At 64.7% G+C, this 26040-nt stretch carries 29 protein-coding genes; 19 read left to right on the top strand and 10 right to left on the bottom strand.

The genetic code is table 11. The annotated features are described in order from the left end of the window. Positions 1-141: 141 nt before the first annotated feature. Positions 142-1311, top strand: a complete 1170-nt coding sequence (locus B7Z66_01700; GenBank protein ID OYV78280.1) for a transcriptional regulator — start codon at positions 142-144, stop codon at positions 1309-1311. 25 nt (positions 1312-1336) lie between these two features. Here the strand turns inward: B7Z66_01700 and B7Z66_01705 are convergent, their stop codons facing one another. From B7Z66_01705 to B7Z66_01750, 10 genes are all read right to left on the bottom strand, one after another. Continuing rightward, the gene (locus B7Z66_01705; GenBank protein OYV78402.1) at positions 1337-2452 is read right to left on the bottom strand and encodes a histidinol-phosphate transaminase; all 1116 of its coding nucleotides are present in this window, start codon (positions 2450-2452) and stop codon (positions 1337-1339) included. Positions 2453-2657: 205 nt separating this feature from the next. Continuing rightward, positions 2658-3965 (bottom strand): histidinol dehydrogenase, encoded by a 1308-nt coding sequence (locus B7Z66_01710; GenBank protein ID OYV78403.1) that lies wholly within the window; start codon positions 3963-3965, stop codon positions 2658-2660. Positions 3966-4005: 40 nt separating this feature from the next. Then, complete coding sequence (locus tag B7Z66_01715; GenBank protein ID OYV78281.1) at positions 4006-4677, bottom strand: ATP phosphoribosyltransferase; 672 nt, start codon at positions 4675-4677, stop codon at positions 4006-4008. 55 nt (positions 4678-4732) lie between these two features. After that, positions 4733-6010, bottom strand: coding sequence for a UDP-N-acetylglucosamine 1-carboxyvinyltransferase (locus B7Z66_01720; protein OYV78282.1), 1278 nt, complete (start codon positions 6008-6010; stop codon positions 4733-4735). Positions 6011-6070: 60 nt separating this feature from the next. Then, positions 6071-6307: a BolA family transcriptional regulator gene (locus B7Z66_01725; GenBank protein OYV78283.1), complete on the bottom strand. Its 237-nt coding sequence runs from the start codon at positions 6305-6307 to the stop codon at positions 6071-6073. Between the two features lie 191 nt (positions 6308-6498). Beyond that, positions 6499-6789: a hypothetical protein gene (locus B7Z66_01730; GenBank protein ID OYV78404.1), complete on the bottom strand. Its 291-nt coding sequence runs from the start codon at positions 6787-6789 to the stop codon at positions 6499-6501. Between the two features lie 11 nt (positions 6790-6800). Continuing rightward, positions 6801-7442 carry a hypothetical protein gene (locus tag B7Z66_01735; protein ID OYV78284.1) on the bottom strand — a complete coding sequence of 214 codons (642 nt, stop codon included), beginning with the start codon at positions 7440-7442 and terminating at the stop codon, positions 6801-6803. 41 nt (positions 7443-7483) lie between these two features. After that, positions 7484-7948 (bottom strand): outer membrane lipid asymmetry maintenance protein MlaD, encoded by a 465-nt coding sequence (locus tag B7Z66_01740; GenBank protein OYV78285.1) that lies wholly within the window; start codon positions 7946-7948, stop codon positions 7484-7486. Between the two features lies 1 nt (position 7949). Continuing rightward, positions 7950-8735, bottom strand: coding sequence for an ABC transporter permease (locus B7Z66_01745; GenBank protein ID OYV78405.1), 786 nt, complete (start codon positions 8733-8735; stop codon positions 7950-7952). Beyond that, positions 8732-9592 carry a phospholipid ABC transporter ATP-binding protein MlaF gene (locus tag B7Z66_01750; GenBank protein ID OYV78286.1) on the bottom strand — a complete coding sequence of 287 codons (861 nt, stop codon included), beginning with the start codon at positions 9590-9592 and terminating at the stop codon, positions 8732-8734. The genes B7Z66_01745 and B7Z66_01750 overlap by 4 nt, the downstream gene beginning before the upstream one ends. 276 nt (positions 9593-9868) lie before the next feature. Between B7Z66_01750 and B7Z66_01755 the strand changes: the two genes are divergently transcribed. The 18 genes from B7Z66_01755 to B7Z66_01840 all read left to right on the top strand — a co-directional run bounded on the left by B7Z66_01755 (position 9869) and on the right by B7Z66_01840 (position 26008). Then, positions 9869-10990, top strand: a complete 1122-nt coding sequence (locus B7Z66_01755; GenBank protein ID OYV78287.1) for a monooxygenase — start codon at positions 9869-9871, stop codon at positions 10988-10990. After that, complete coding sequence (locus tag B7Z66_01760; protein OYV78288.1) at positions 10987-11943, top strand: hypothetical protein; 957 nt, start codon at positions 10987-10989, stop codon at positions 11941-11943. The genes B7Z66_01755 and B7Z66_01760 overlap by 4 nt, the downstream gene beginning before the upstream one ends. Positions 11944-12127: 184 nt before the next feature. Next, positions 12128-13099, top strand: coding sequence for a D-arabinose 5-phosphate isomerase (locus B7Z66_01765; protein OYV78289.1), 972 nt, complete (start codon positions 12128-12130; stop codon positions 13097-13099). After that, on the top strand, positions 13035-13748 hold the full coding sequence (locus B7Z66_01770; GenBank protein OYV78290.1) for a hypothetical protein: 714 nt from the start codon (positions 13035-13037) through the stop codon (positions 13746-13748). Before B7Z66_01765 ends, B7Z66_01770 begins: the two co-directional genes overlap by 65 nt. Then, positions 13748-14323 carry an LPS export ABC transporter periplasmic protein LptC gene (locus tag B7Z66_01775; protein OYV78291.1) on the top strand — a complete coding sequence of 192 codons (576 nt, stop codon included), beginning with the start codon at positions 13748-13750 and terminating at the stop codon, positions 14321-14323. Before B7Z66_01770 ends, B7Z66_01775 begins: the two co-directional genes overlap by 1 nt. After that, entirely contained in the window at positions 14304-15083 is a 780-nt protein-coding gene (locus B7Z66_01780; protein ID OYV78292.1) for a lipopolysaccharide transport periplasmic protein LptA, read from the top strand. Before B7Z66_01775 ends, B7Z66_01780 begins: the two co-directional genes overlap by 20 nt. Next, a complete protein-coding gene (locus tag B7Z66_01785) occupies positions 15080-15805 on the top strand; it encodes an LPS export ABC transporter ATP-binding protein (protein ID OYV78293.1) in 726 nt (241 codons plus the stop codon). The genes B7Z66_01780 and B7Z66_01785 overlap by 4 nt, the downstream gene beginning before the upstream one ends. A 124-nt stretch (positions 15806-15929) precedes the next feature. After that, a complete protein-coding gene (locus tag B7Z66_01790) occupies positions 15930-17408 on the top strand; it encodes an RNA polymerase factor sigma-54 (GenBank protein OYV78294.1) in 1479 nt (492 codons plus the stop codon). A 41-nt stretch (positions 17409-17449) separates the two neighbouring features. Beyond that, complete coding sequence (locus B7Z66_01795) at positions 17450-17764, top strand: ribosomal subunit interface protein (GenBank protein ID OYV78295.1); 315 nt, start codon at positions 17450-17452, stop codon at positions 17762-17764. Between the two features lie 57 nt (positions 17765-17821). Further along, complete coding sequence (locus tag B7Z66_01800) at positions 17822-18283, top strand: PTS sugar transporter subunit IIA (GenBank protein OYV78406.1); 462 nt, start codon at positions 17822-17824, stop codon at positions 18281-18283. Between the two features lie 5 nt (positions 18284-18288). Further along, positions 18289-19236 (top strand): hypothetical protein, encoded by a 948-nt coding sequence (locus tag B7Z66_01805; GenBank protein ID OYV78296.1) that lies wholly within the window; start codon positions 18289-18291, stop codon positions 19234-19236. Continuing rightward, the gene (locus tag B7Z66_01810) at positions 19233-20090 is read left to right on the top strand and encodes an RNase adaptor protein RapZ (GenBank protein OYV78297.1); all 858 of its coding nucleotides are present in this window, start codon (positions 19233-19235) and stop codon (positions 20088-20090) included. The genes B7Z66_01805 and B7Z66_01810 overlap by 4 nt, the downstream gene beginning before the upstream one ends. Further along, the gene (locus B7Z66_01815; protein OYV78298.1) at positions 20087-20491 is read left to right on the top strand and encodes a PTS fructose transporter subunit IIA; all 405 of its coding nucleotides are present in this window, start codon (positions 20087-20089) and stop codon (positions 20489-20491) included. The genes B7Z66_01810 and B7Z66_01815 overlap by 4 nt, the downstream gene beginning before the upstream one ends. 1 nt (position 20492) lies before the next feature. Further along, positions 20493-20762, top strand: coding sequence for a phosphocarrier protein HPr (locus tag B7Z66_01820; GenBank protein OYV78299.1), 270 nt, complete (start codon positions 20493-20495; stop codon positions 20760-20762). Positions 20763-20892: 130 nt separating this feature from the next. Beyond that, the gene (locus tag B7Z66_01825; protein ID OYV78300.1) at positions 20893-22632 is read left to right on the top strand and encodes a phosphoenolpyruvate--protein phosphotransferase; all 1740 of its coding nucleotides are present in this window, start codon (positions 20893-20895) and stop codon (positions 22630-22632) included. A 155-nt stretch (positions 22633-22787) separates the two neighbouring features. After that, entirely contained in the window at positions 22788-24146 is a 1359-nt protein-coding gene (locus B7Z66_01830) for a magnesium transporter (protein ID OYV78301.1), read from the top strand. A 38-nt stretch (positions 24147-24184) separates the two neighbouring features. Next, complete coding sequence (locus B7Z66_01835) at positions 24185-25600, top strand: pyridine nucleotide-disulfide oxidoreductase (GenBank protein ID OYV78302.1); 1416 nt, start codon at positions 24185-24187, stop codon at positions 25598-25600. A 51-nt stretch (positions 25601-25651) separates the two neighbouring features. Next, complete coding sequence (locus B7Z66_01840; GenBank protein OYV78303.1) at positions 25652-26008, top strand: polyketide cyclase; 357 nt, start codon at positions 25652-25654, stop codon at positions 26006-26008. Positions 26009-26040: the final 32 nt, after the last annotated feature.

Here is a 26040-nt window from a genome sequence, read left to right on the forward strand (position 1 = left end):
ACGCGGCCCCCCGTGAAGGACCAAGGCAGAGATTGATGATACAGTGCACATTAGCGTTAGCGGATGGATCCGATGGCGCAGCACGGCCTCCGTGGTTGCTACCCTCTGGACCCTGTACCCCCGTCGGATAGGTCCCTGCACATGCGAGCTCGCGACGTCGTCCGCTTCGTCCTGGTATGGGGGTTCATCGGGCTCGCCGCCGGCGTCGCCCTGGTGACCCTCAAGCCTGACCTGTTCCCGGGTACGCGCCCGGTGGTGCAGGTGCGGGAAGCACCAGCGGCCCCGACAGGCAGCCCAGCGCAGCCACCGGACACGGCGCCGGTGTCCTACGCCGATGCGGTGCAACGCGCCGCGCCGGCAGTGGTCAACGTCTATTCCGCCAAGGTGGTGACCCAACGCCGCAACCCGCTGCTGGACGACCCCTTGTTCCAGCATTTCTTCGGCGAACAGCTCGCGGTGCCACACCCGCGTCTGCAAACCAGCCTGGGCTCCGGTGTACTGGTCAGCGCCCAAGGCTATGTGCTGACCAACAACCACGTGATCGACGGCGCCGACGAGATTCAGGTCCAGCTTTCGGACGGGCGCACCGGAAACGCCCAGGTGGTGGGGACGGATCCGGAGACCGACCTGGCGGTGTTGCGGATCAACCTCGACAAGTTGCCGGTCATCGTCATCGGCAATTCCCGAGGACTGCGGGTCGGGGACGTGGTGCTGGCCATCGGCAACCCCTTCGGCGTGGGTCAGACCGTAACGCAAGGCATCGTCAGCGCGACGGGGCGCCACGCCCTGGGCCTGAACACCTTCGAGGACTTCATCCAGACCGACGCGGCGATCAACCCCGGCAACTCTGGCGGGGCCCTGATCAACGCCTATGGTCAGTTGGTCGGGATCAACACCGCGATCTTCACCCGCAGCGGCGGCTCCCAGGGGATCGGATTCGCCATCCCAGCACGCCTCGCCACCAACGTCCTGACGCAGATCATCGAGCACGGCTCCGTGGTGCGCGGCTGGCTGGGGATCGACGCCCAGGACCTCACGCCGGCCCTGGCGGAGTCCTTCGGAATGAACAGCCCGCAGGGTTTCGTAGTGGCCGGTGTGGCCCATGGCGGCGCGGCGGATCAGGCCGGGGTCCGGCTCGGCGACGTGATCACCAATATCAACGGCCAAGCGGTTAAGGACGCCCGCGATGCGTTGAATCACATCGCGCGCCAGACACCGGGCACCAAGATCCAGATCCAGGGACTGCGGGACGGCCGGTTCTTCGACATCACCGCGGTGTTACAGCGGCGTCCCTCGTCGCCGCGCGGCTGACCCACCGGAACGACTTTCAAGATCCTCACGGGGCGACGGCCGCTTCCTGCAGGGCCTTGGGCAAGGCGCGCAGAAACGCTTGGTTTTCCTCTGGGGTACCCACTGTAACCCGCAAGCAATCGGTCAGGACCCCACCGGCGCTGTGGAGGTTCTTGATCAACACGCCGGCGCGGTCCAGGGCGACATGCACCCCGTCCGCACGACCCGCCGGCACCCGGAACAGGAGAAAATTGGCGCGGCTCGGATGTACCGTTACTCCCGCCACCGCCGCGAGTTCCCGGCAGAGGGCCTCGCGGTCGCGGCGCACCTGCGCAGTCTGGGCCTGAAGGACGGACCAGTGCCCCAGGGCGAAGATGGCGCTGGCCTGGGTCAGAACGCTGATATTGTAGGGCAGGCGGGTCTTGTCGATCTCCTGGAGCCACGGCTTCGGGCCCGCCAGGATACCGAGCCGCAACCCCGCCAATCCCATCTTGGATACGGTCCGCAACACGAGCAAATTTTCGAACCGGCCCAGCCAGTCCAGACAACTGGCCTCGGCGCCGTCTTCGCCGGCGGCGGTGAAGGCGGCGTATGCCTCATCCACCACCACCAGCCCTGGCGAGCAGCGGATGACCGCCTCTATGACGGCCGGGTCGAACAGGTTGCCCGTGGGATTATTGGGATAGGATAGGAACACGACGGCCGGCTGATGGCGCTCAATCGCCGCCTCCATCGCGGCGCGATCCAGCGCGAAGTCCGGCGCCAGCGGGACCCCGACGTACCTCAGGCCCAGCACCTGCGCCACCATCCGGTACATCACGAAGGTCGGCTCCGGCGCCAGCACCACACGGCCGGGCTCAGCCACTGCCAGGGCAATCATCTGAATCAGTTCGTCGGAGCCGTTGCCCAACATCAGGTCGGCCGCTGCAGGGATCCCCAGGGCTTGGCGCAGTTGCATCTTTAACTGTCGCGCCGCTGGATCCGGATAGCGGTTGAGACTCAGCTGGCGCATCTCCCCCAGCCACGCCTCCACCAGAATTTCGGGCCAAGTGTAGGGATTTTCCATGGCGTCCAGCTTGATGCGTTCGCCGGAAGCTGGCACCGCGTAGGCGCGCAACTCCTGAATCGCAGGCCGGATCCAGCGGGTAACGCGCTGCTGCAACGGCGTAAGGATCTTCGAATCGTTCACCGGGCGGTCGAGCCTCCAGGGGCGGCGTATTCCAGCCTTGGCGTGGAATAGCGCTTACTTAACTCCAGCCGTTCAAAACCGCTTACTAACGAGCACGGAAGCAAGCAGGCATGGCTTACTCCCGTGGCCATTTTGTATGCTATGCGCATAAGCAAGTGCCATTTGCGCTAAACAGGGACTACTTCTTCTTTTCCATGCGGTATTCCGCCGAGCGGGCATGGGCCGTCAGGCCCTCGCCTCGGGCCAAGGCCGCCGCGGTACGCCCCAGCGCGGCGGCCCCCGCGGGTGAACAGCCGATGAGGCTGCTGCGCTTCTGGAAATCGTAGACCCCCAGCGGAGAGGAGAACCGGGCGGTACGCGCGGTGGGCAGCACATGGTTGGGCCCGGCACAGTAGTCGCCCAGGGCCTCGGGGGTATAACGCCCCAGGAACACGGCGCCCGCGTGACGGACCCGGGGTACCAAATCCATCGGTTCCTCCACCGACAACTCCAGGTGCTCCGGCGCCACGAAGTTGGCCACCTCGAGCGCCTCGTCCAAATCACGGGTCTGGATCAGGGCGCCGCGTCGGGACCAGGAGCGCTGGATGATGGCGGCGCGCTCCAGTCCCGGGAGCAGCCGTGCAGCGGCATCGGCCACCGCCTCCAGAAAAGCGCCGTCGGGACACACCAGCAGGGCCTGGGCGTCCTCGTCGTGCTCGGCCTGGGAGAACAGGTCCATGGCGATCCATTCCGGATCGGTGCCCCCGTCGCAGATCACCAGGATCTCCGAGGGCCCTGCGATCATGTCGATGCCCACGGTGCCGTAGACCAGTCCTTTGGCGGTCGCCACGTACCGGTTGCCAGGACCGACGATCTTGTCCACCCGGGGCACGGTGGCGGTACCGTAGGCCAGGGCGGCCACCGCCTGGGCGCCGCCGATGGTGAACACCCGGTCCACGCCAGCCACGACGGCAGCGGCCAGCACCAGGTCATTGCACACCCCCTCCGGCGCCGGCACTGCCATAACCACCTCCGGCACGCCGGCCACCCGGGCGGGTATCGCATTCATCAACACTGTGGACGGATAGGCGGCCTTTCCGCCGGGGACGTAGATCCCTACTCGGTCCAGTGGCGTAACCAACTGGCCGAGGACGGTACCGTCCTGCTCGGTATAGCTCCAGGACGTGAGCTTTTGGTGTTCCGCATAGGCCTGCAACCGCAGGGCGGCGTGCTCCAGGGCCGCGCGTTCCGTCGCCCCAACAGCGTCCGCGGCAGCCTTCAGGCGCGCGCGGGGCAGCTCCAGTTCTGCGGCGCTGGTCACCACACGCCGGTCGAAGCGGCGGGTATATTCCAATAGCGCTTCGTCGCCGGTACGGCGCACGTCCGCGAGGATCGAACGCACGGCCCGCTCGACGGATTCGTCCTCATCCACGTCCCAGGCAAGCAGCGCCTCCAGGCGGCTCCAGAATCCGGGGGCTTGCGTATTCAGTCGCGGGATATCGGACATCATGGTCATCCGTACGGGAACCGGTGCGGGCGCAGCATCGTCAGCGCCCGGTCGCGTTCCGTGCCGCGTCTGCGGCGCGCCGGGCCACCGCCGTCTCCAGATCCCGCAGCAGCGCCTTCACCAGGTCGTGCTTCATCTTCATGGACGCCTTGTTCACGATCACCCGGGAACTGATGTCTGCGATGTGTTCCAGGGGCACCAGGCCGTTGGCCTGCAGCGTCCCGCCAGTATCCACCAGGTCCACGATCCGGTCCGCGAGCCCCACCAGCGGCGCCAGCTCCATGGACCCATAGAGCTTGATGACCTCCACCTGCTGGCACTTCCCGGCAAAGTACCGGCGCGTGGTAACTATATATTTTGTGGCCACCCGCAGGCGCGCGCCGCCGTTGTGCACCGCCCCGGCCACCCCCGCCACCATCAAACGGCAGCGGGCGATCTCCAGGTCTAGGGGCTCGTACAAGCCGCTGCCACCATGCTCCAGCAACACGTCCTTGCCGGTAATCCCCAGATCCGCCGCTCCGTACTGGACGTAGGTGGGCACGTCCGTGGCCCGAATCACCACCAGTTGCACCCCGGGTTGGCTGGTAGGAAGGATCAGGCGGCGACTGTGCACCGGATCCTCGGTGGGCACGATGCCGGCAGCGGCGAGCAGCGGCAGCGCCTCCGTAAGGATGCGTCCTTTGGACACGGCGATGGTCAGGGCTTCGGTCATGGGCCGGATTGTACCATCGTCGCCGGGCAGTCCCGGACCGACTCCTGAGCGGGTCTCAGGCGCTGGCGGCGCGGCGTTCCCCGGGTACCCGGCGGATCCGCGCACCAAGCTGCGCCAGCTTTTCCTCGATACACTCGTAGCCTCGATCGATGTGATAGATCCGGTCCACCACGGTGGTCCCCTCGGCGGCCAGCCCCGCCAGAATGAGGCTCGCGGAGGCACGCAGGTCGGTAGCCATCACCGGTGCACCGGTCAGCCGCGGCACCCCCCGGCTGATGGCGATATTACCCTCCACGCGCACATCGGCGCCCATGCGCTGCATCTCGTAGACGTGCATGAAGCGGTTCTCGAATACCGTCTCGGTGATGGCGCCGACGCCCTCCGCCACCAGATTGAGCGCCGTGAATTGGGCCTGCATGTCCGTAGGAAAGCCGGGATAGGGGGCAGTGCACAGATCCACGGCCCGGGGCCGGCCTTCCATGGTCAATTCAATCCAGTCGGTACCGGTATCGATGCGGGCACCGGCGTCCGCGAGTTTGGCCAGCACGGCGTCCAACAGATCCGGCCGGGTATCCTTCAACTTGATCCGTCCGCCAGTGATGGCTGCCGCCACCAGGAACGTCCCGGTCTCGATTCGATCGGGGAGAACATGGTGGTGAGTACCACGCAGGGTATCGACGCCCTCGATGGTGAGGGTGGAACTACCCGCGCCCTCGACCCGCGCCCCCATCGCGTTCAGAAACCGCGCCAGATCCATCACCTCCGGCTCACACGCCGCGTTTTCGATGACGGTGGTGCCGCGGGCCAGGACCCCCGCCATCATGAGATTCTCGGTACCGGTGACGGTGACCCGGTCCAGGATCAGCCGCGCGCCCTTGAGCCGCTTGGCGGTGGCTCGGATATAGCCCCCCTCCACCCGGATCTCCGCACCCAGCGCCCGGAGGCCTTCGATATGAAGATTGACCGGTCGGCTCCCGATGGCGCAGCCGCCGGGCAGGGACACCTCGGCGCGGCCATAGCGTGCCAGCAGCGGGCCCAGCACCAGGATCGAAGCGCGCATGGTCTTCACCAGCTCATAGGGGGCCTGGTAGGTGTGAATGGAGCCGGAATCCACCTCGATATTGAGCTTCTCATCCACGGTGAGGGACACGCCCATTTGCCCCAGCAGACCCATGGTGGTGGTCACGTCATGGAGGTGCGGGACATTGCTGATGGTCATCGGACCATCCGCCAGCAGGGTAGCCGCGAGGATCGGGAGCACCGCGTTCTTGGCCCCCGAAATGCGGATTTCACCCGCCAGGCGCCGACCGCCGGTGATGATCAGTTTATCCACGGCGCCGGCTCTCAGCCACGAAGGTACAGGCCACGCCCCACGTCCCGCCGGGCACGCAGATCACGACTGCCGGGCCCACTCGTCCGGCGTGAGGGTCCGCATCGACAGCGCGTGGATCTCCGAACGCATGCGGTCTCCCAGGGTGCTGTACACCATCCGGTGGCGCTCCAGGAGGGGCTTGCCGGAGAAGGACTCGGAGACGATCAACGCCTCGAAGTGACTGCCGTCACCGGTGACCTCCACACGGTCGCCTTGGAAACCCTGCTGGATCAACTGTCGAATCGCTTGTGGTTCCATAAAACCGATACTCCCCTACGTTCGATGCGCCGGCGGGCCCGCGATACCGGCCGGGACCGCCGTCCAATAGCCCCTGTGGGCTGCTAACCCGCATTATTCATCAAGGTGGTGGACCGCTCCAGTGGCAAGCCGGGGATTGCACCATGGCATCGGCCCGGCCTGTGTCCTGCCCGCAGCGAACCGCGCGGGGCTCAGTCCCGGGCCAAGGGCAGGATCTGGTCCAAACTGCTCACCCGGGCGATCGCAAGCATCTGCCGGGGAATATTGTAGAAACGGATGACCTTGCCGGCGCGCCGTGCCTGCCGCATCCACTCCACCAGCAGGGCCAGCCCGGCGCTGTCGGAGCGGGAAACGTCGCGGAGGTCGATCTCCAGTTGAGGGACCTTCTGGAACACCGCCTCCGAGTCCGCCCAGACCTGGGGAACGGTCTGGAAGCTCAGGTCACCCACCACCTGCAGGCGCCCGGCCTCACCCTGTTGGATACGGGTTTCGGTCACTTGGCCTGCGACAACTGCTGGTTACGCTGCTTGAGCTTGTCGAGCAGTTTGTCCAGACCGCCAGTCTGGATCTCGCTGGCGAAGGAACCCCGGTAATTGGTCACCAGGCTCACCCCGTCCACCGTCACGTCATAGACCCGCCACTCCCCATTTCTGAGGTCGACGCTGTAATCGATGGGGATGCTCCGGCCACCGGGCTGGACCACCTCGGAACGCACCGTGACATCGCCGGAACTCAGGTCCCCATGGAAGGGTAAGTAGCGAATGGTCTGATCCCGATATTCCAGCAACGCCGTGGCGTAAGTGCGCACCAACAGGGTACGGAATTCACCGACGAACTGATCGCGCTGCGCTGGCGACGCCGTGCGCCAGTAGCGGCCCAAGACGTAACGCGACATAGTCTCAAAATCGAAGTGCGGGACCAGCAGCTCCGAGACCAATCCATAGAGTCGCCCCGGATGGGCCTTGAGCTCATCGTGATCCTTGCGCAGCTTCGTCACCAAACGCTCGCCGGTCTGCTGTACCATCGCCTGCGGACCCATGGCACCCGCTGCACCGACAGTGGCCTCCGCCCCGGCGCTCACCAGAGCGGCTCCGCCCAGCAACAGAAACACCCCTATCCCGATCCAACGCCTCATTCGCTGTCTCCGCGTCAGGGCCCGGGTAAAACGCCACCCGGTCACTTCGCACTGGCCTTGTTGAACAGATACTGGCCGATGATCTGTTCAAGGATCAATGCCGATTGGGTCAGTTTAATCCGATCCCCATTCTTGAGGTAGGTGTTGGCACCGCCCGGCTCCAGAGAGACGTACTGTTCCCCCAGCAACCCTGCGGTATAAATAGACGCGGACGTATCCACCGGAAAGCGGTCGTAGCGCGAACGGATGACCATGCTGACCACCGCTTCGTAGTCCTTGTTGTTGTAATCAATCTTAATTACCCGGCCCACGCGCACACCGGCCACGGTGACGGGCGCGCGCACCTTAAGACCCCCGATGTTCTGAAACTCCGCGGTGACCATATAGCCACTGTGGTCCGTAAGGCTACTCAGGTTGCTGACCTTCATCGCAAGCAGGAATAAGGCCCCGATTCCGGCGGCTACGAAGATTCCGACGGCGATCTCCACGGTTCTCGTCTGCACCATCTCACAGCTCCCCGAACATGAGTGCGGTCAGCACGAAATCGAGCGCAAGTACGGCCAACGCAGTATGCACGACCGTGCGGGTTGTGGCCCGACTTACGCCCTCCGACGTGGGCACCGCGTCGTAGCCCTCGAACACCGCGATCCAGGCCGCTGCAATACCGAATACCACACTTTTGATGATTCCATTGAGGATATCGGCGCGCAGACCCACGTTCGCCTGCATCTGGGCCCAGAACGCTCCGCTGTCCACCCCCAGCAGCCCCACCCCGACAAAATAACCGCCGAGCACCCCCACCGCGCTGAAGATGGCGGCCAGTAGCGGCATGGACAACACGCCCGCAATGAAGCGCGGCGCCAGGATACGCTTGATCGGATCCACCGCCATCATCTCCATACTGGAGAGCTGCTCAGTAGCCTTCATGAGCCCGATCTCCGCAGTCAATGACGTGCCGGCGCGGCCCGCGAACAACAGCCCGGTCACCACCGGTCCCAGCTCCCGTACCAGCGACAAGGCCACCAACACGCCCAGCGATTCGGCCGCCCCGAACTTCGCGAGGGTATTGTAACCTTGCAGCCCCAGCACCATGCCCACGAACAGACCCGAGACCACGATAATCAGCAGCGAACGTACGCCCACCGAGTAGAGTTCGGCGATCACCAGTCTAAAACGTGGGACTAGGCTCGGCAGGCTGGATAGAAGCCGCAGCAGGAACAGGTTCCCACGCCCCAGGCGCTCGAAGAAGCCCAGCCCGGCACGACCCAGGTACCGCACCCAACCAACGATCAGCTCCACTGCCGGCCACCTCGCCCGTCTGACTGCGTATCTGCAAGCAGGTCTTCCGCGTAGTCCGACGCCGGGTAGTGAAACGGCACCGGCCCATCCGGCAGCGCGTTGAGGAACTGCTCCACCCACGGGGACGGCGAACCGCGCAGGCTCTCCGGCGTACCATGCGCAACGACCGTGCCTTCGGACAACACGTAGATATAGTCTGCGATGGCGGCCGTTTCATGCACATCGTGGGAAACCACAATGGAGGTCAGTCCGAGGGCATCGTTGAGCAGGCGCACGAGCTGGACGATGATTCCCTTGGAGATCGGATCCTGGCCGGTGAACGGTTCGTCGTACATGATCATCATGGGGTCCAATGCAATCGCGCGTGCCAGCGCCACGCGCCGCGCCATCCCGCCCGACAGTTCGGCGGGCATCAACTGCGCCGCCCCGCGCAAACCCACGGCCTGCAGCTTCATCAGGACCAAGTCCCGGATGATGGATTCCGGCAGGCGGGTGTGCTCGCGCAGTGGGAATGCGACATTCTCGAAGGCATTTAAATCCGTGAACAAGGCGCCGCTCTGAAACAGCATACCCATGCGCTGTCGCAACCGGTAGAGCTCCTTGACCGATAGTTTCGGGACCTCTTCGCCGTCGACTACAATACTGCCGGCGTCGGGCCGCAGCTGTCCTCCGATCAGGCGCAACAGAGTCGTCTTGCCGGTCCCGCTGGGCCCCATGATTGCGGTGACCTGTCCGCGACGGATATCCAGATCCACACCGTCGAAGATGACCTTGGAGCCGCGCAGGAACCGCAATCCACGGGTCTGGACCACGAGGTCCGGCTGGGCTTCCTGGCTCTTTTTCTTATTCATCCAGTTCGAACGCGTCACTGTTCATCCCGGCATTCGGGGTGATTGCCGGAGATTCATGGTCCGCACCTCTGCGCCGGTCCAACGGGTCCGATTGCCACCCGTCCCCGCCCCCACACGTGCGTCGTTAAGGAAAATCCGTGACGTGAAAGCGCTTTAGTGTCCGCTACCCGCCGGAATGAGTCAACCGGTGCAGGCGCCGAAAACCGGGCACGGGATTGGCATCCCCGCACCGCTTGCACCCATAATGAACCATCCGGAGGACGGAGCTATCCATTCATGCTGTTCGACTTGTTCTATGAGTTGTCAGTTCCACCGTTCGGAGGCCGTACCGAGTCCCAGGTTTTTCACGAAACCCTGGACGAACTCGTCCTCGCGGATAGACTGGGGTTCGGTACCGCGTGGCTGGTGGAACACCACTTCATGCCGGCGTACTCCCACAGCGCCGCACCGGATCTGTTCCTGGCGGCCGCAGCGCAACGTACCCGGCAACTGCGTTTAGGTCACGGCATTGTCCCACTGCCCTATCACCACCCAGTGCAAGTGGCGGAACGGATCGCCACCCTGGACATCCTCTCCGGTGGGCGCGTGGAGTTCGGTTTTGGGCGCGGATTCTCGCCACGGGAATACCACACCTTCGGCGTTACGATGGAGGACAGCCGCAGCTTGACGGAAGAGGCGCTGAGCATCCTGCGCGGCGCGTTCCGCGGGGGACCGCTGACCTTTCACGGTCGCCACTTCACGATCGACAGCCTGGACATCGTGCCCCAAGTGGTGCAGCGCCCCCACCCCCCGTTGTGGACCGCCGCCGTGAGTCCGGACAGTTTTGAACTGGCGGCGCGCCTCGGGGTGGGCGTTCTGGTGGGGCCCTTCAAACCCTGGTTCATGGTCCGGGAAGACATCCGCCGCTATCGCCGCCACTGGCAGCACTACCGGGGATCGGGACCACCGTCACCCGGCGAGAATCCCCGGGTAGCAATGACCGTGGGGATCTTTTGTATGGAGGATGGCCGCCATGCCCGCGCCCTGGCCGCGGAGGGCATCACTTGGTTCTATCGTGCGCTCCTGGAACAGACCCGAGGGGTGCTGGAACGTCTGTACGGGAGCTACGAATATTATCGGCGTATGGGCCGCCTGCGGGGCCTGCTGGACCGGGCGGTGAGCCTCCCGATCCTGGAGGCGCTGGGAATGGTCGTAGTGGGTAACCCGGAGCACTGCGTCCAGCGGCTGCGCACCCTTGAACAGGCCGGGGTGAACCGGGTCCTGCTGGCGGTGGGAGCGGGCGCGCTGCCCACTGCGCCGGTCCAAACCTGCCTGGAGCTGATCGCCGCCCGAGTGATGCCCCAGTTCCTGCCCACGCCCGGGGACACGGCCACGGATCCGTCGGGCCAGGGCCCATGAAGATCCTGGTTACCGGCAGCTCCGGGCACCTGGCCCGGGTGCTGCTACCGCGGCTGTGCGCGCACCCGGAGGTGGGCTTCGTGACCGGGGTGGACCACCAGCCCGGTAGTTTCCAACACCCTCGCTATGCCGCGCACCGCCTGGACATCCGCGCCCCGGAGCTGGACGCACTGGTCGCGGGTTGCGACGCCCTGATCCACTTGGCGTTCGTGGTAATGCCGGGGGACCTGGGACGGAGACGCCGGGACCGGGACTGGATCCGGGATATCAACCTGAACGGCAGCCGCCGGGTGTTCGAGGCGGCGGCCCGCCACCGGCTGCAACGGGTCGTTCACCTCTCCAGCGCCGCAGTCTACGGGGCGTGGCCCGACAATCCGCCGCGCATTCCCGAGCACCATCCGCTACGCCCGAATCCCGGGTTTCAGTATGGAGAAGACAAGGCTGAATTGGAGTGCTGGCTGGACGGCTTCAGCGCCCGTCACCCCGCCACCGCCGTGGTACGCCTGCGCGCTCACGCCATCCTGGGCCCCAACGCGCACCCTCTGCTGCGCCTGTTGATCCGGCAGCCGTGTTTCCCCAGCCTGCCGGATCCCCAGCCCCTGACGCAGTGCGTGCGGGAAGAAGACGTGGCAGACGCCGTGGTCGCCGCTCTGCTACGGGACGTGCAGGGGCCCTTCAACCTCGCAGCGGAACCGGCGCTGCCATTCCGGGATCTGGTCCGTCACGGACGCCGATTCACCGTCCCGCTCCCACTGGGCCTGCTCGACTGGGTGCAGCGCGGGCTCTGGCCCCTGACCGGGATCGCCGGCCCCCCGGGTTGGGTGGCGGGACTGCGCCACTCCCTGGCCCTGGACTGCGGCCGCGCCCGCACCCTGCTGGGTTGGGAACCTCATTTCAGCGTATACGACTGCCTGCGCCGGTCGCCCGGCGTTCCGGAACGCCTGCAGCCCTGAAAGCGCATGGGCCCGGCCCCGGCTTCCTGCCTAGCGCGGACACGATCCGATTTTCGCCGCGTCGGCACCGTTGCCATCGGCGCCGCCATCGGTTCCAATAGTCCGGTCATCCTCACGGGGCCGGGGCGGTCCCGCACACGACGTCGGGACCCTCCCGGGGACACGGCGCATCACACGACGGTCGATGGACGAAGCGAAGCTGCGACAACTGGCGTTGCGGGTGATCGAAACGGAGGCAGCCGCGGTCACCGCACTGGCGCCACGGATCGACGCCAGCTTTCTGCGTGCCTGTGAGCAAATGCTGGCCTGCGAAGGGCGTGTGGTAGTGCTGGGCTTGGGTAAGTCGGGTCATATCGGCGGTAAGATCGCCGCCACCCTGGCCAGCACGGGGACCCCCGCACTGTTTGTCCACGCCGGGGAGGCGAGCCACGGCGACCTTGGGATGATCACCCACCGGGACGTGGTATTGGCCATCTCCAATTCCGGCGAGACCGACGAGATCATCACCCTCCTGCCGCTGATCAAGCGCCTGGGGGTGCCCCTCATCAGCCTCACCGGAAACCCGAACTCCACCCTGGCCAAAGCCGCCACCGCCAACCTGGATGTGCACGTCGAACAGGAAGCCTGCCCGCTCGGGCTCGCGCCCACCGCCAGCACCACCGCAGCCCTGGTGATGGGGGATGCCCTCGCCGTCTCCCTGCTAGAGTACCGGGGCTTCACCGCCGAGGACTTCGCCCGGTCCCATCCCGGCGGACGCCTGGGTCGACGTCTGCTGTTGCGCATCGAGGACATCATGCGCGTCGGTGAGGAAATTCCACGGGTCCCGGAAGGATGCACCCTGAGCCAGACACTGGTGGAAATGACGCGCAAGGGACTCGGCATGACGGCCGTAGTCAACGCCGCGCAGCACGCAGTGGGCATCTTCACCGACGGCGACCTGCGCCGCGCACTGGACAGGGAGCTGGACGTGCACAACACCCCCATCGAAGGTGTGATGACCCGCAACTGCGTGACGGTGCGCCCCGAAATCCTGGCGGCAGAGGGTCTCCAGGTCATGGAAGCCCACAAGATCAACGCCCTGCTGGTGGTGGATGGCGACGGCCGCCTCACCGGGGCGCTCAATATGCACGACTTGCTGCGCGCCGGGGTGGTGTAAACGGCGCCGCTTCGGTATACGTCGCCGCCCGGCCGGGGTAGGATTCACGGCGCAGGCCGGGCATCGGCCGGGGTGCCGGACCCGCAGGGCGGAACCGGACTCAGGGCGGAGAGCGACGAATGTGGTGACGGAGGACGTGCGCGCGCGGGCAAGCCGGATCCGGCTGTTGATTTTCGACGTGGATGGGGTGCTCACGGACGGCAGTCTCTATTTGGGAGACAACCGCCGGGAGTACAAGGCCTTTCACTCCCGCGATGGTCACGGTATGAAGATGTTGCAGGCAAGTGGGGTGGAGATCGCAGTCATCACCGGCCGCGAATCCGGCGTGGTGCGCCACCGCATGGCGGACCTGGGGGTCCAGCATGTGTTCCAGGGCCAGCTGGACAAGGTCGCCGCCTATGAAAGTCTGCTGGGCCAACTACACCTGCACTCGGAACAGACCGCCTACGTGGGCGACGATGTGGTGGATCTAGCGGTGATGCGGCGTGCGGGACTCGCCGTGGCGGTGCGCGATGCCCACCCCGTGGTCGCGGCGCAGGCCCACTGGGTGACCGCCAGCGACGGTGGCCGGGGGGCGGCCCGCGAGGTCTGCGAACTGATCATGGACGCCCAGGGCACCCTCGCCGCTCAACTGGCCCGGTTTTTGTGATGGAGGCCCGTGGTGGTCCGCTGGTCACCCTGCTCCTGGCCCTGGCGGTGGTCTTGACCGGCTGGGTGCTGTTCCAGGCGCAACGCAGCCTGGAACCCCCCGCGCCGGCCGCGCCCCACGAACCAGACTATCGGCTCTCGACGTTTACGCTGCGGGTGCTAGGTCCCGACGGCGCCGTGCAGTACCGGCTCCAGAGCCCATCCCTGGTGCACTATCCCGATCCGGACCGCTCCGACCTCACCAAGCCCAGGCTGCGGTGGTATCCACAACCGGGCGCGATCCCCTGGAAGGTCCACGCGGAACGCGGCCAAGTACTGGCTGCGGGCGACGAAGTGCGCCTGTTGGGAACGGTACACATCGACCGGGCAGCGGAGGGAACACGGCGCGCCGTGACGATTCAGACCCGCGACCTGCAGGTCTGGCCCCACCGGGAAGTGGCAGAAACCGCCGATCTGGTGACCATGCGCAGCGCTGGCGCCACCATCAGCGGCGTGGGAATGCGTGCGTATCTGAAGGACGGCCGGGTGCTGCTCCTATCCCGGGTTCGGGGGACCTATGTCCACACCGATTCGTAGTCTGCTGGTGCTCCTCGGGCTGCTATGCCTGAGCCAAACCGCCCTGGCGCTGCCCACCGACCGGGATCAGCCCATCCACCTGGAGGCCGACAGCGCCGACATCAACGATCATACGGGGATCAGCGTGTTCACGGGCCACGTCATCTTGACCCAGGGCAGCCTGCACCTGTGGGCCGACACCCTCACCGTCTACCACGACAAAGACCACAAGGCGGACAAGATCAGCCGCATGGTGGCTGAAGGCGCGCCGGTCCGCTTCCAGGAACAACCCAAGCCGGAGAGCAAGCTGGTCACCGGTTCCGCGCGGCAGGTGGACTACGACGTGACCTCGGGCATCGTGGTGTTGGAAAACGATGCCCAACTGTCCCAGGGCGAAAACCACTTCCGCGGCCCGCGCATCGAGTACAACCGCCGCCTCGATCTGGTAAAGGCCAGCTCACAGCAAGGGCAGGGGCAGCGCGTTGAAATCACGCTGCAGCCCAACAAGCGCAACAATGTGAACAAGGGGACAACACCCGCACCTGCGGCGCCGGTGGCTCCCACCGGGTCCGGGCCGTCTGCTTCCCCCAGCCCTGCCGCTCCGGCTCCGGCTTCCTCGACGCCCACCTCCTCCCCACCGGCAACACCGGCAACACCGGCAACACCGGCAACACCGGCAGCCCCCTCGACACCCGAGAGACCCACATCCGCCGCGCCCACGACTTCGGCACCGGCGGCGCCAGCAACACCCACCGCGCCGCCCGCGGGCAAGGCACCATGAGTCGGCTGGTGGCTGAGAACCTGATCAAACGCTACCACTCGCGGACGGTGGTCAATGGCGTGTCGGTGCAGGTCGGCAGCGGCGAGGTAGTGGGACTGCTGGGCCCCAACGGCGCAGGTAAGACCACTTCCTTTTATATGGTGGTGGGGCTGGTGCCCTGCAATGGCGGGCGGATCTGCCTGGACGACCAGGACATCACCCACCTGCCGATGCACCGGCGCGCCCGCCTCGGCGTGGGCTACCTGCCCCAGGAGGCGTCGATATTCCGGAAACTCACCGTCGGCGAAAATATCCTGGCGATCCTGGAGACGCGTCGCGGGCTGCGCCGGACGGAACGGGAACAGCGCCTCCAGGACCTCCTGGAGGAGTTGCATGTCGGGCATCTGCGGGACCAGTTGGGGATCAGCCTCTCCGGGGGCGAGCGACGGCGCGTGGAGATCGCCCGGGCCCTGGCCGCCGAACCCCGCTTCATGCTGCTGGACGAACCCTTCGCCGGGGTAGACCCGCTGTCCGTCCTGGACATTCAGCGTATCATCGGCCATCTCCAGGAGCGCGGCATCGGCGTTCTGGTCACCGATCATAACGTCCGGGAAACACTGGGAATCTGTGGACGGGCCTACATCATCAGCGAAGGGCAGGTCATTGCGGAGGGAACACCCGCCGATATCCTGGAAAACCAACAGGTGCGGGAAGTCTACCTGGGACATCATTTCCGGCTGTGATGGACCCTCCTGACCCGGGAAGCAGGACCGCGCCTCGGCAGCGCGGTTTTCTGTACTGGTACAGAAATTGCTGTAAAATTGCCCCTGCCAGTCTAAGCGTGCGATTCGGCGAACAATTTTCAATATGAAACAATCCATCCAGCTTCGTCTCGGCCAGCATCTGGCGATGACGCCCCAACTCCAGCAGGCCATCCGCCTGTTGCAGATGTCCACGATGGAATTGCAGCTGGAAATCCAGCGCGCCCTGGATTCCAACCTGATGCTGGAATCCGCTGACGAGGCCGAGGATGAGGCGGGCACGGAGGGCAACGGCGCGACCGCGGCCATGGACGCCGACACCGGACCCCGCAGCGAGCCTAGTGCTGACGCCGAGCCCGCCCCGGAGCGGGAGACCATCCCCGAGGACCTGCCGGTAGACAGCGCCTGGGACGATATTTACGACACCCCCGCCAGTCATTCCAGCGCATCGGACGACGGTTCCCGCGAGACGGAGATTCAGGGCCGCGTCTCGGAGACCCTGCATGACCACCTCATGTGGCAGATGAACCTGACACCCTTCAGTGACACCGACCTCACGGTGGCCATCGCGATCATCGACGCCATCGACGACGACGGCTATCTGTCGAGTCCCTTGGAAGAAATCCACCAGGGCGTGAACGATGAGATCGAAGCGGACCTGGAACTGACGGAGGTCGAGGCAGTCCTGCACCGGATCCAGAATTTCGACCCGGTGGGCTGTGGCGCGCGCGATCTGCGCGAGTCTCTGATGCTGCAACTCCAACAGTTCGCCCCCGAGACCCCGGCGCTGGACGGCGCCAAACGCATCGTTCAGGACCACCTGGATCTGCTGGGCAAACGGGACTACGCTCAGATCATGCGTCACCTCAAACTCTCGGCGGAAGACCTGGAGCAGGCGGCGGAACTGATCCGCTCCCTCAATCCCAGGCCCGGCTCCCGGATCGCCGGCCCCCCTCCGGAGTACGTTGTTCCCGACGTGTTCGTCCGCAAGTACAAAGACGTCTGGCGTGTGGAACTCAATCTAGAATCCACCCCGCGCCTGCGGGTCAACCCCTATTACGCCGGCCTGGTGCGACGCGCCGATGACAGCGCGGACAACAACTACCTCAAAAACCACCTGCAGGAAGCGCGCTGGTTCATCAAAAGTCTGCAGAACCGGAATGAGACCCTGCTGAAGGTCGCGAGTTGTATCGTGGAACGCCAGCGCGCCTTCCTGGAACACGGCGATGAGTCCATGAGGCCGCTGGTGTTACGCGAAGTAGCCGACACCGTCAGCATGCACGAATCGACCATTTCCCGCATCACTACCCAGAAATACATGCACACACCGCGGGGCATTTACGAATTCAAGTACTTTTTCTCCAGCCACGTAGGCACCGCTGACGGCGGCGAGTGCTCCGCGACCGCGATCCGGGCAAAAATCAAGAAACTTATCAGCTCCGAGGGCCCCGAAAAGCCCCTGAGCGACAGCAAAATCGCTGAGTTGCTCTCCAAGGAGGGCATCCCGGTCGCGCGCCGTACCGTGGCCAAGTATCGCGAGGCGATGTCCATCCCGCCTTCCAACGAGCGCAAACATCTGCGCTGAAGCCGGCGACGTACCGTACAATTGATCCCAGGAGCAGAAAGATGCAGATCGACCTGACCGGACACCATATCGAGCTCACCCCGGCGCTGCGTGACTACGTGGACAGCAAAATGCAACGTCTGGAGCGCCATTTCGAGCATGTAACAGATACCCATGTCGTCCTGAGCGTTGAGAAGCTGCGCCACAAGGCGGAAGCCACCCTGCAGGTCAGCGGCGGAACCGTTCATGCCGACGCCATAGACGAAGATATGTACGCGGCCATCGATGCGCTGGCCGACAAACTGGATCGGCAGCTCAAAAAGCACAAGGAGAAAGTCGGCGATCATCGCGTCAGCGGCGCGTCAAAAAGCGGCTAGATGCAGATCGCGCGCGCCGGGCGCGACCCTTTGCCCCCTCCCATGGCATTGCCCACAATGCAGATTACCGAACTGATCACACCGGGCCGCGTCGCCTGCAACATCAAGGTCGGCAGCAAAAGGCGCGCGCTGGAATTGCTCGGCGGCCTGATCGCGAGCGACCTCCCTGACCTCACGCAACCAGAAGTGTTCGAGAGCCTGGTCGAGAGGGAACGGCTGGGCAGCACCGGCATGGGGCGCGGCGTCGCACTGCCGCATGGCCGGCTCAAAGACCGCCCGCGTGCGGTAGGCGCCTTCATGAAGATCGAAGGGGGCGTGGATTTCGATGCCACGGACAGTGCTCCGGTCGACCTGATCTTCGGTCTGCTGGTACCCGAGCATTCGACCAACGAGCATCTGCAAATCCTTGCGCGGCTGGCCACCATGTTTAGCGACACGGAACTATGCGCAAGCCTGCGAAATTGCGCGAACCGCACCCAACTGGTGCGGCACATCTTGGACTGGGAGTCCCGGCACTAAACGGTATGACCGCCTCCGTCAGCGTTCAGCAGCTGTTTGATGCGCTGCGCAGCAAACTCGATATGGAGTGGGCCGCGGGGTCTCCCGGCGCGACCCGCCTCATCGATTGTGTAGGGACCGAAAATCCCAGTGCCAGCCTGGTGGGCCACCTCAATCTGATCCACCCGGGGCGTATCCAGGTGCTAGGCTCCAAGGAGTTGGACTTCCTCGATGGCCTGCAACGCAATTCTCGCAATGACAGCCTCAGGCAGGTCATCGCCGCACGGGCGGCGCTGCTGGTAATCGCGGATGGCCGCTCCGTGCCCGAGGATCTGAAGACCCTTGCGGATAAGTCCGACACTCCGGTAGCGGTCAGCTCGCGCTCCAGCGACGAGGTCGTAAGCAATCTGCGCTATCATCTGGCCCACTTGTTTTCGGAGCAAGTGGTCCTACACGGCGTATTCATGGAGGTGATGGGGATCGGCGTCCTGATCACTGGCGACAGCAGCATCGGCAAGAGCGAACTGGCCCTGGAGCTGATCAGCCGCGGCCACCGCCTCATCGCGGACGACGCGCCGGAGTTCTCTAGGATTGCACCAGACATCCTAAACGGCAGCTGCCCGGAGATCCTGCGCGACTTTTTGGAAGTGCGGGGTCTCGGCCTGCTCAACATTCGAGCCATGTACGGCGATGGCGCCATCCGCCGCAACAAATATTTGCGTCTACTGATCCATCTGCAACCCGCGGGCAACAAGAAGCTGCGCGAAATGGATCGCCTGTCCCCGTACCGCCGGATGCGCCGGGTACTGGACGTGGAAGTCCCGGAGATCACGCTGCCGGTAGCCACCGGGCGCAACCTCGCAGTGCTGGTGGAGGCGGCGGTACGCAGCCATGTGCTCTACCTGAACGGCTATGATTCAGGACGCGACTTCATGGAACGCCAGCGGCGCTTCGTGGACCAGGGGCAACCGTGAAACTCGTGATCGTCAGCGGCCTGTCCGGCTCCGGAAAGAGCATCGCGCTGCACACCCTGGAAGATCTGGGGTACTACTGTATCGACAATCTTCCGGTGGGATTGTTGCGCGCGCTCGCCGAACAGCTCAGCACACAGGGAGAACCCCGAATCGAGAAGGCAGCGGTCGGCGTCGATGCGCGCAACCAGCCCCAGGATCTCGGACATTTCTCGGAAATACTGGACGCCCTGCGGGCGAGCGGGCTCGACTGCGAGATCTTTTTCCTGCAGGCGGACGACGAGACATTGCTCAAACGCTTCAGTGAGACCCGTCGAAAACATCCCCTGACGCGCGAGAATATCACTCTCGCGGAAGCGATCGAACTGGAACGCAGGCTGCTTGATCCCATCGCCGAGCGCGCCGACATGCAGCTCGATACCACCCATACCAATGTGCATCAGTTACGCGACCTGGTTCGGGAGCTGGTTGCCCGGCGCCCGGTCCGCTCATTGTCCCTCTTATTCCAGTCGTTCGGTTACAAACATGGCGTGCCGAGCGACGCCGACTTCGTATTCGACGTGCGTTGCCTTCCCAATCCGCACTGGGAGACGACGCTGCGCCCGCACACCGGACTGGACCCGCTAGTCGCCGCGTATCTGGAGGCGCAGCCGACCGTTGAACGCATGCTCGGCCAGATCGAGCGTTTTCTGGAAGACTGGATCCCGCACTTCGAAGCCGAGAACCGCAACTACATGACCGTCGCACTAGGTTGCACTGGCGGGCAACACCGCTCCGTATATCTCGCGGAGCGGCTCGCGGAACACTTTCGAAGAACACGGTCCAATGTTGCAACCCGTCACAGGGAACTACCATGACCGTAGGGCTATTCATCGTTACCCACAACCGGGTAGGCTCGGAGTTACTCGACACAGCAACCAACATGCTGGGTATCTGTCCGCTGTCGACCCTGGTACTCCCGGTAAAGCAGGACACCGACCCCGACCGCACACTGGCGGCCGCGCGGCGTATGGTGGACGATCTGGACCAGGGGGAAGGCGTATTGATTCTGACCGACGTATATGGGTCCACCCCCAGCAACATTGCGAGCCGTCTGCGAGGGCAGAAGCGGGTTCGCGTAGTGGCCGGGGTTAACCTTCCGATGCTGATCCGGGTCCTGAATTATCCGCGTTTGACCCTGGAGGAGCTGACCGAGAAGGCGCTGAGTGGCGGCCGGGACGGCGTGCTTTTGTGCAAACCGGACCCGACGGGAGAGTAGCGTGGTTACACAAGAAGTTCCCATCGTAAACCGGCTGGGCCTGCATGCACGCGCGGCGGCGAAATTCGTCAACCTCGCCGCCCGGTTCGAGAGCGACGTCCAATTGAAACGTGGCAATCAACAGGTAAATGGAAAGAGCATCATGGGGGTAATGATGCTCGCGGCCGCCCGTGGCATGACGATCACCATCACCGCCTCCGGCAGTGACGAGGAAGATGCGGTCCGGTACCTGACTGAACTGGTGGCGGACCGCTTCGGCGAAGAAGAGTAGGGACCGCCGGCTCCGCAGCCACGAACATGAGCACCAGGGCGGGGTGTTGCGGCAGGATGAACGGACACGGGGCCTGCCGTCGGACGATCCGTCCGGCAGGAGTGTTGCGGCTTACGCGGATGCCGAAACCATGAGTCTGGCCCTCGCAGGCACTGGAGTATCGCGCGGCATTGCCATTGGCAAGGCCCATATCGTCCAGCACGGCCAGTTGGATATTCCCGAATACGTCATCCCCAAACGCCGGGTGGATACTGAGGTCCAACGGCTGCGACTAGCCCTGGACAGCACACGGCGCGAGCTGGAATCCATCAGTGCACAGATCTCCGGGAGTCTATCGACGGAAATCACCTCATTCCTCGACACTCACATCCTAATGTTGCGCGATTCCGCCCTAGCGGAGGTGCCGGCCCATCTGATCCGCACACAATTGTGCAACGCTGAGTGGGCGCTCAAGCAGCAGCGCGACGCATTGGTGCGCATGTTCGATGAAATGGAGGACCCGTATCTGCGCAGCCGCAAGGATGACGTGGATCATGTCGTCAACCGGGTACAACGGACCTTGCTGGATCAGGACGGCCGCGAGCACGGCGCCGGGGAGAAGCGCCTGCAAGGCTGCATCGTGCTGGCCGACGATCTCACGCCGGCGGACATCGTGCTCATGCATCATCAGGGCCTCGCAGCCTTCGTGACTGAGTTCGGCGGGCCGCTCTCCCACACCACCATCCTGGCCCGCAGTCTGCGCATCCCCACTATCGTCGGTGTACACCACATCCGCCAGTTCGTCCGCGACGAGGAACTGCTGGTGGTGGACGGCGACCGCGGCGTGGTGCTGGCGGATCTCGACGAGGCTTCGCTGCGTCACTACCGCCGGCGTCAGAAACAGCAGCAGCGCTACAATGCCACCCTCGCCCGGTTGCGGGGAAAGCCCGCCATAACCCGCGATGGGCGTGTCATCAAGCTACAGGCCAACATCGAACTGCCCGGTGACGCCGAATCAGTCCGCAAGCTCGGCGCGGATAGCGTGGGACTGTACCGCACCGAGTTCCTGTTCATGAACCGGGACGAACCACCCGGCGAGGACGAGCAGTTCGAAGCCTATGTACGTGTGGTACGCGAGCTCTCCGGTGCGCCGGTCACGATCCGCACCATTGACCTCGCGCCGGACAAGCCCCTGAAATCGGACTACGGAAACGTGGTTCCGGGCGCCAACCCAGCCCTCGGGCTGCGCGCCATCCGCCGCTGTCTGCGCGACCCTACACTGTTCAGGCCCCAGCTGCGTGCCATCTTGCGCGCCTCGGCCCATGGTCCAGTGCGGATGATGATCCCGATGTTGTCCAACCTCCAGGAAATCTCCCAGGCTCTGCAGCTCATCGCGGAAGCCAAGCGCGAGCTGCACGACAAAGGCGAACCCTTCGATCCCGATCTCGAGATCGGCGGCATGATCGAGGTCCCGGCGGCCGCGGTGGCCGCGCATTTGTTTGCCGCGCGTCTGGACTTTCTGTCCATCGGCACCAACGATCTTATCCAGTACACCCTGGCCATCGACCGCATCGACGACGACGTAACCTATCTGTACGACCCGCTGCACCCGGCGGTGCTGCAACTCATTCATACGGTGATCCACGCCGGCCACGAGGCCGGCATTCCAGTCTCGATGTGCGGTGAGATGGCCGGTGACGTGCGCTACACCCGCCTGTTGCTCGGTTTTGGGCTCACGGAGTTCAGCATGCACCCGGCCTCGCTCCTGGAGGTCAAGCGCATCGTGACCAACAGCGATGCCAGCGAACTCATGGTCCTTTCCAGGCAGTTGCTCGACGCCAGCGGGCCGGATGTGGCGGAGGCACTGTTCCGTAAACTCAGTCCGCTCTGAACAAGTGGGCATCGGCCGCGCCGTAGACCCGATTCACGATACCCGATACACTAACGCTGGCCGGTGCTCCCGGACACGGCGCGTCACACCGTGAAACATCGCCGTCCGGCGGTGCCCCGTTCTTCGGACCCAATACCGCACGAGTGGGTGTCCCCATGCCCAAAACCGCCGAAAAGCAACACGTAAAAGATATCCTCCAAGTCGCGGCTGAGGCGTTGGAAAGTGGAACCCTGCGTAAGCTTCGGGCCATGGTCAACGACCTGCACCCGGCCGAGATTGCGCACCTGCTGGAATCAATGCCGAGCCCGCAGCGGGAAATCGTTTGGGAACTCGTGGCACAGGAAAACGAGGGTGACGTACTGGTACACGTCAACGAGGAGGTTCGTGCCCGACTAATCCGCACCATGGATACCCGGGAGCTGATAGCCGCCACTGCGGGCCTCGACACGGACGACCTGGCGGATCTGCTGCAAACCCTGCCGAATACCGTGATCCAGCAGGTGCTGCGCTCCATGGACAAGCAGAACCGCCAGCGCCTGGAACAGGTGCTCTCCTACCGGGAGGACAGCGCCGGCGGCCTGATGAACACGGACACCATCACGGTACGGGCCGATGTCACCCTGGACGTGGTACTGCGTTATCTGCGCCTGCGCGGCGCGATCCCCGCGCTCACTGATAATCTGATCGTGGTCAACCGCCACGACCACTATTTGGGCGTGCTGCCACTCACCGAACTGCTCACCAAAGACCCCGATCTCACTGTCGCCGAGGTCATGGACGGAGAACTGGAGGGGATCGCGGCCACCACACCGGAACGCGAAGTCGCCAACCTGTTCGAGCGCCGGGACCTGGTCTCGGCGCCGGTGGTGGACGACAGCGGGCGGCTGCTGGGGCGCATCACCATCGACGACGTGGTCGACGTAATCCGGGACGAGGCCGAGCACTCACTCATGAGCCTCACCGGGCTCAGCGAGGAGGATGACATCTTCTCCCCGGTACTGCCGGCCGCCCGACGCCGCGCGCTATGGCTGGGGATCAATCTCCTCACCGCCTTCCTCGCCTCCTCCGTCGTGGGCCTGTTCCAGCACACCATCAATCAGGTCGTCGCGCTCGCGGTGCTTATGCCGATCGTGGCCAGCATGGGTGGCATCGCCGGGAGCCAGACCCTCACCCTCGTCATCCGCGGCTTGGCCCTCGGGCAACTGGGGGAAACCAACGTGCGCTGGCTGTTGTTCAAGGAGGTCGCGGTGTCGGTGCTGAACGGCCTGTTGTGGGCGGCAGTGGTAGCGGTGGTGGTGGTGGCATGGTTCGATAACTTGCGCCTGGGGGGCATCATCGCCGCAGCCATGGTCATCAACCTGCTGTGCGCGGCGCTGGCGGGAGTGGCTATCCCCCTGGTGGAACGCCGGCTCGGCATCGACCCGGCGCTGGCCGGCACCGTCGTGCTGACCACTGTTACCGACGTAATGGGGTTTTTCTCCTTCCTTGGACTCGCGTCCCTGTTCCTGACCTGACCCGTCCGCGTCCCCGCTCCTATGAGGCCCCGTTCCCCATGACCGAAACCTTTGATCTGGTCATCATCGGCTCCGGGCCCGGCGGATACCGGGCGGCGGTGTTGGCTACCCTGCGGGACCTGCGGGTAGCGATCGTGGAGGCGGGAGTATGGGGCGGCTGCTGCCTCAACCGCGGCTGCGTCCCCAAGAAGGACTGGTACCACACAGCACGCTTGGTAGCAGCGTCGGCGGGATTCGCGGACCGCGGTCTGTCCGGTACCCTGCAGGCGGACCTGGCGGGTGCTTGGCGCCACCAGCACCAAGTGGTCCGAACGGTACGGGACAGTTACCTGGACTATATGAAACGCCTGAGTATCCGCACCATCGAGGGCCACGGACGGCTCGCGGGTCCGGGCCGCGTGCAGGTAAGCGGGACGGACGGCGAACGGGAACTGCACGCCCACCATATTATTCTCGCTACTGGCGCCAACGCCTCCCTGCCCGGAGACATGGACCTGACGCTCACCCCCGGGCGCATCCTCAACACCGACATGCTGTTCGACGAACCGCCGCCGTCCGGCCAGCGGGTAGGCGTGCTGGGCAGCGGCGTGGTCGCCACCGAATTCGCCTATATCCTGCGCTTGCTGGGGAAGGAAGTCGTGTGGCTGCCGCGCTCCGCACCGCTGCACCGGACTCGCTTTACACCCCAGGCGCGTTCCGCCCTGGGCACCGCCCTGGACCGCTACGGGATCGAGACCCACCCCGGTGCACGGCTGCGCACCGCCACCACTGACGGTGCCGGCGTGCATCTAACCCTGGAGGACGGCCGGATCATGACCATGGACTGGCTCCTGCTAGGCACCGGGCGCCGGCCCCACACCACGGACCTGGGCCTGAACACCGCCGGGATTGAGACCGACGCCCACGGCTACATCCAGCGCGATGAATTCCTGCAGACCGCGGCGCCGAACGTATATGCCATCGGCGATTGCGCCGGGCATGAAATGACCTCCAACCAGGCCCTGGCGGATGCCACCGTCGCGGTACACAATCTGATCACTGGCAACACCCGGCGCAAGGATGACGGCTGGGTACCGTTCGTGGTCTACAGCGCCCTGGAACTGGCGCGACTGGGTATGAACGACGACGAGGCGGAGGAGCGCGAGTACGAACCGGCGGTGGGGTTCGCGGCCTTCGACACCTCACCCTGCGCGCTCGCCCAGGGGGATCCCGAAGGGTTCGTGCGGCTGCTGGCGGACATGGACACCGGCGCCCTGCTGGGCGGGGAGATCGTGGGCGCCGAGGCCGGCGAGTTGATCCACCTGCTGGCCCTCGCTCCGGACCGGGATACCGCCCTGCGCTGGCTGGCCGAGGGCCGTTTCAACCACCCGGCGCGCGCCGAAGAGTTGCTCAACGCCACCGAGACCCTGGCAGGGAAATGGGGTCTCGAAGAGGCGATCTTCGGGAAACCGTGATCAGGTATCGGGACCGGTTCCGCCATCCCCAATCCCCGAATCGAGGCCTCCATGCTGGACAGGAATTTCGCCGAACGCTTCGCCACCCAGTGGATCGACGCCTGGAACCGTCATGACCTGGAGCAGATCCTCTCCCACTACACCGACGACTTCGAGATGTCCTCACCCGTCATCATCGACATCGCAGGGGAGCCGTCGGGGACCTTGGCGGGCAAGGAAAAGGTCGGCGCCTATTGGGCCAGGGCGCTGGAGCGGGCCCCCGACCTGCATTTCGAATGGCTCGCGACCCTGATCGGAGTAAACAGCATTACCCTGCACTACCGCGGGCCCCGAGGACTTGCCGCGGAGGTATTCCATTTCAACGCCGAAGGCAAGATTCATCGGGCGTACGCACACTACGCGCCGTAGCTTCCATAGCTCATCCGTGCTCGCCGCACGGA

The sequence above is a fragment of the Chromatiales bacterium 21-64-14 genome (assembly GCA_002255365.1).
Lineage (GTDB): Bacteria > Pseudomonadota > Gammaproteobacteria > 21-64-14 > 21-64-14 > 21-64-14.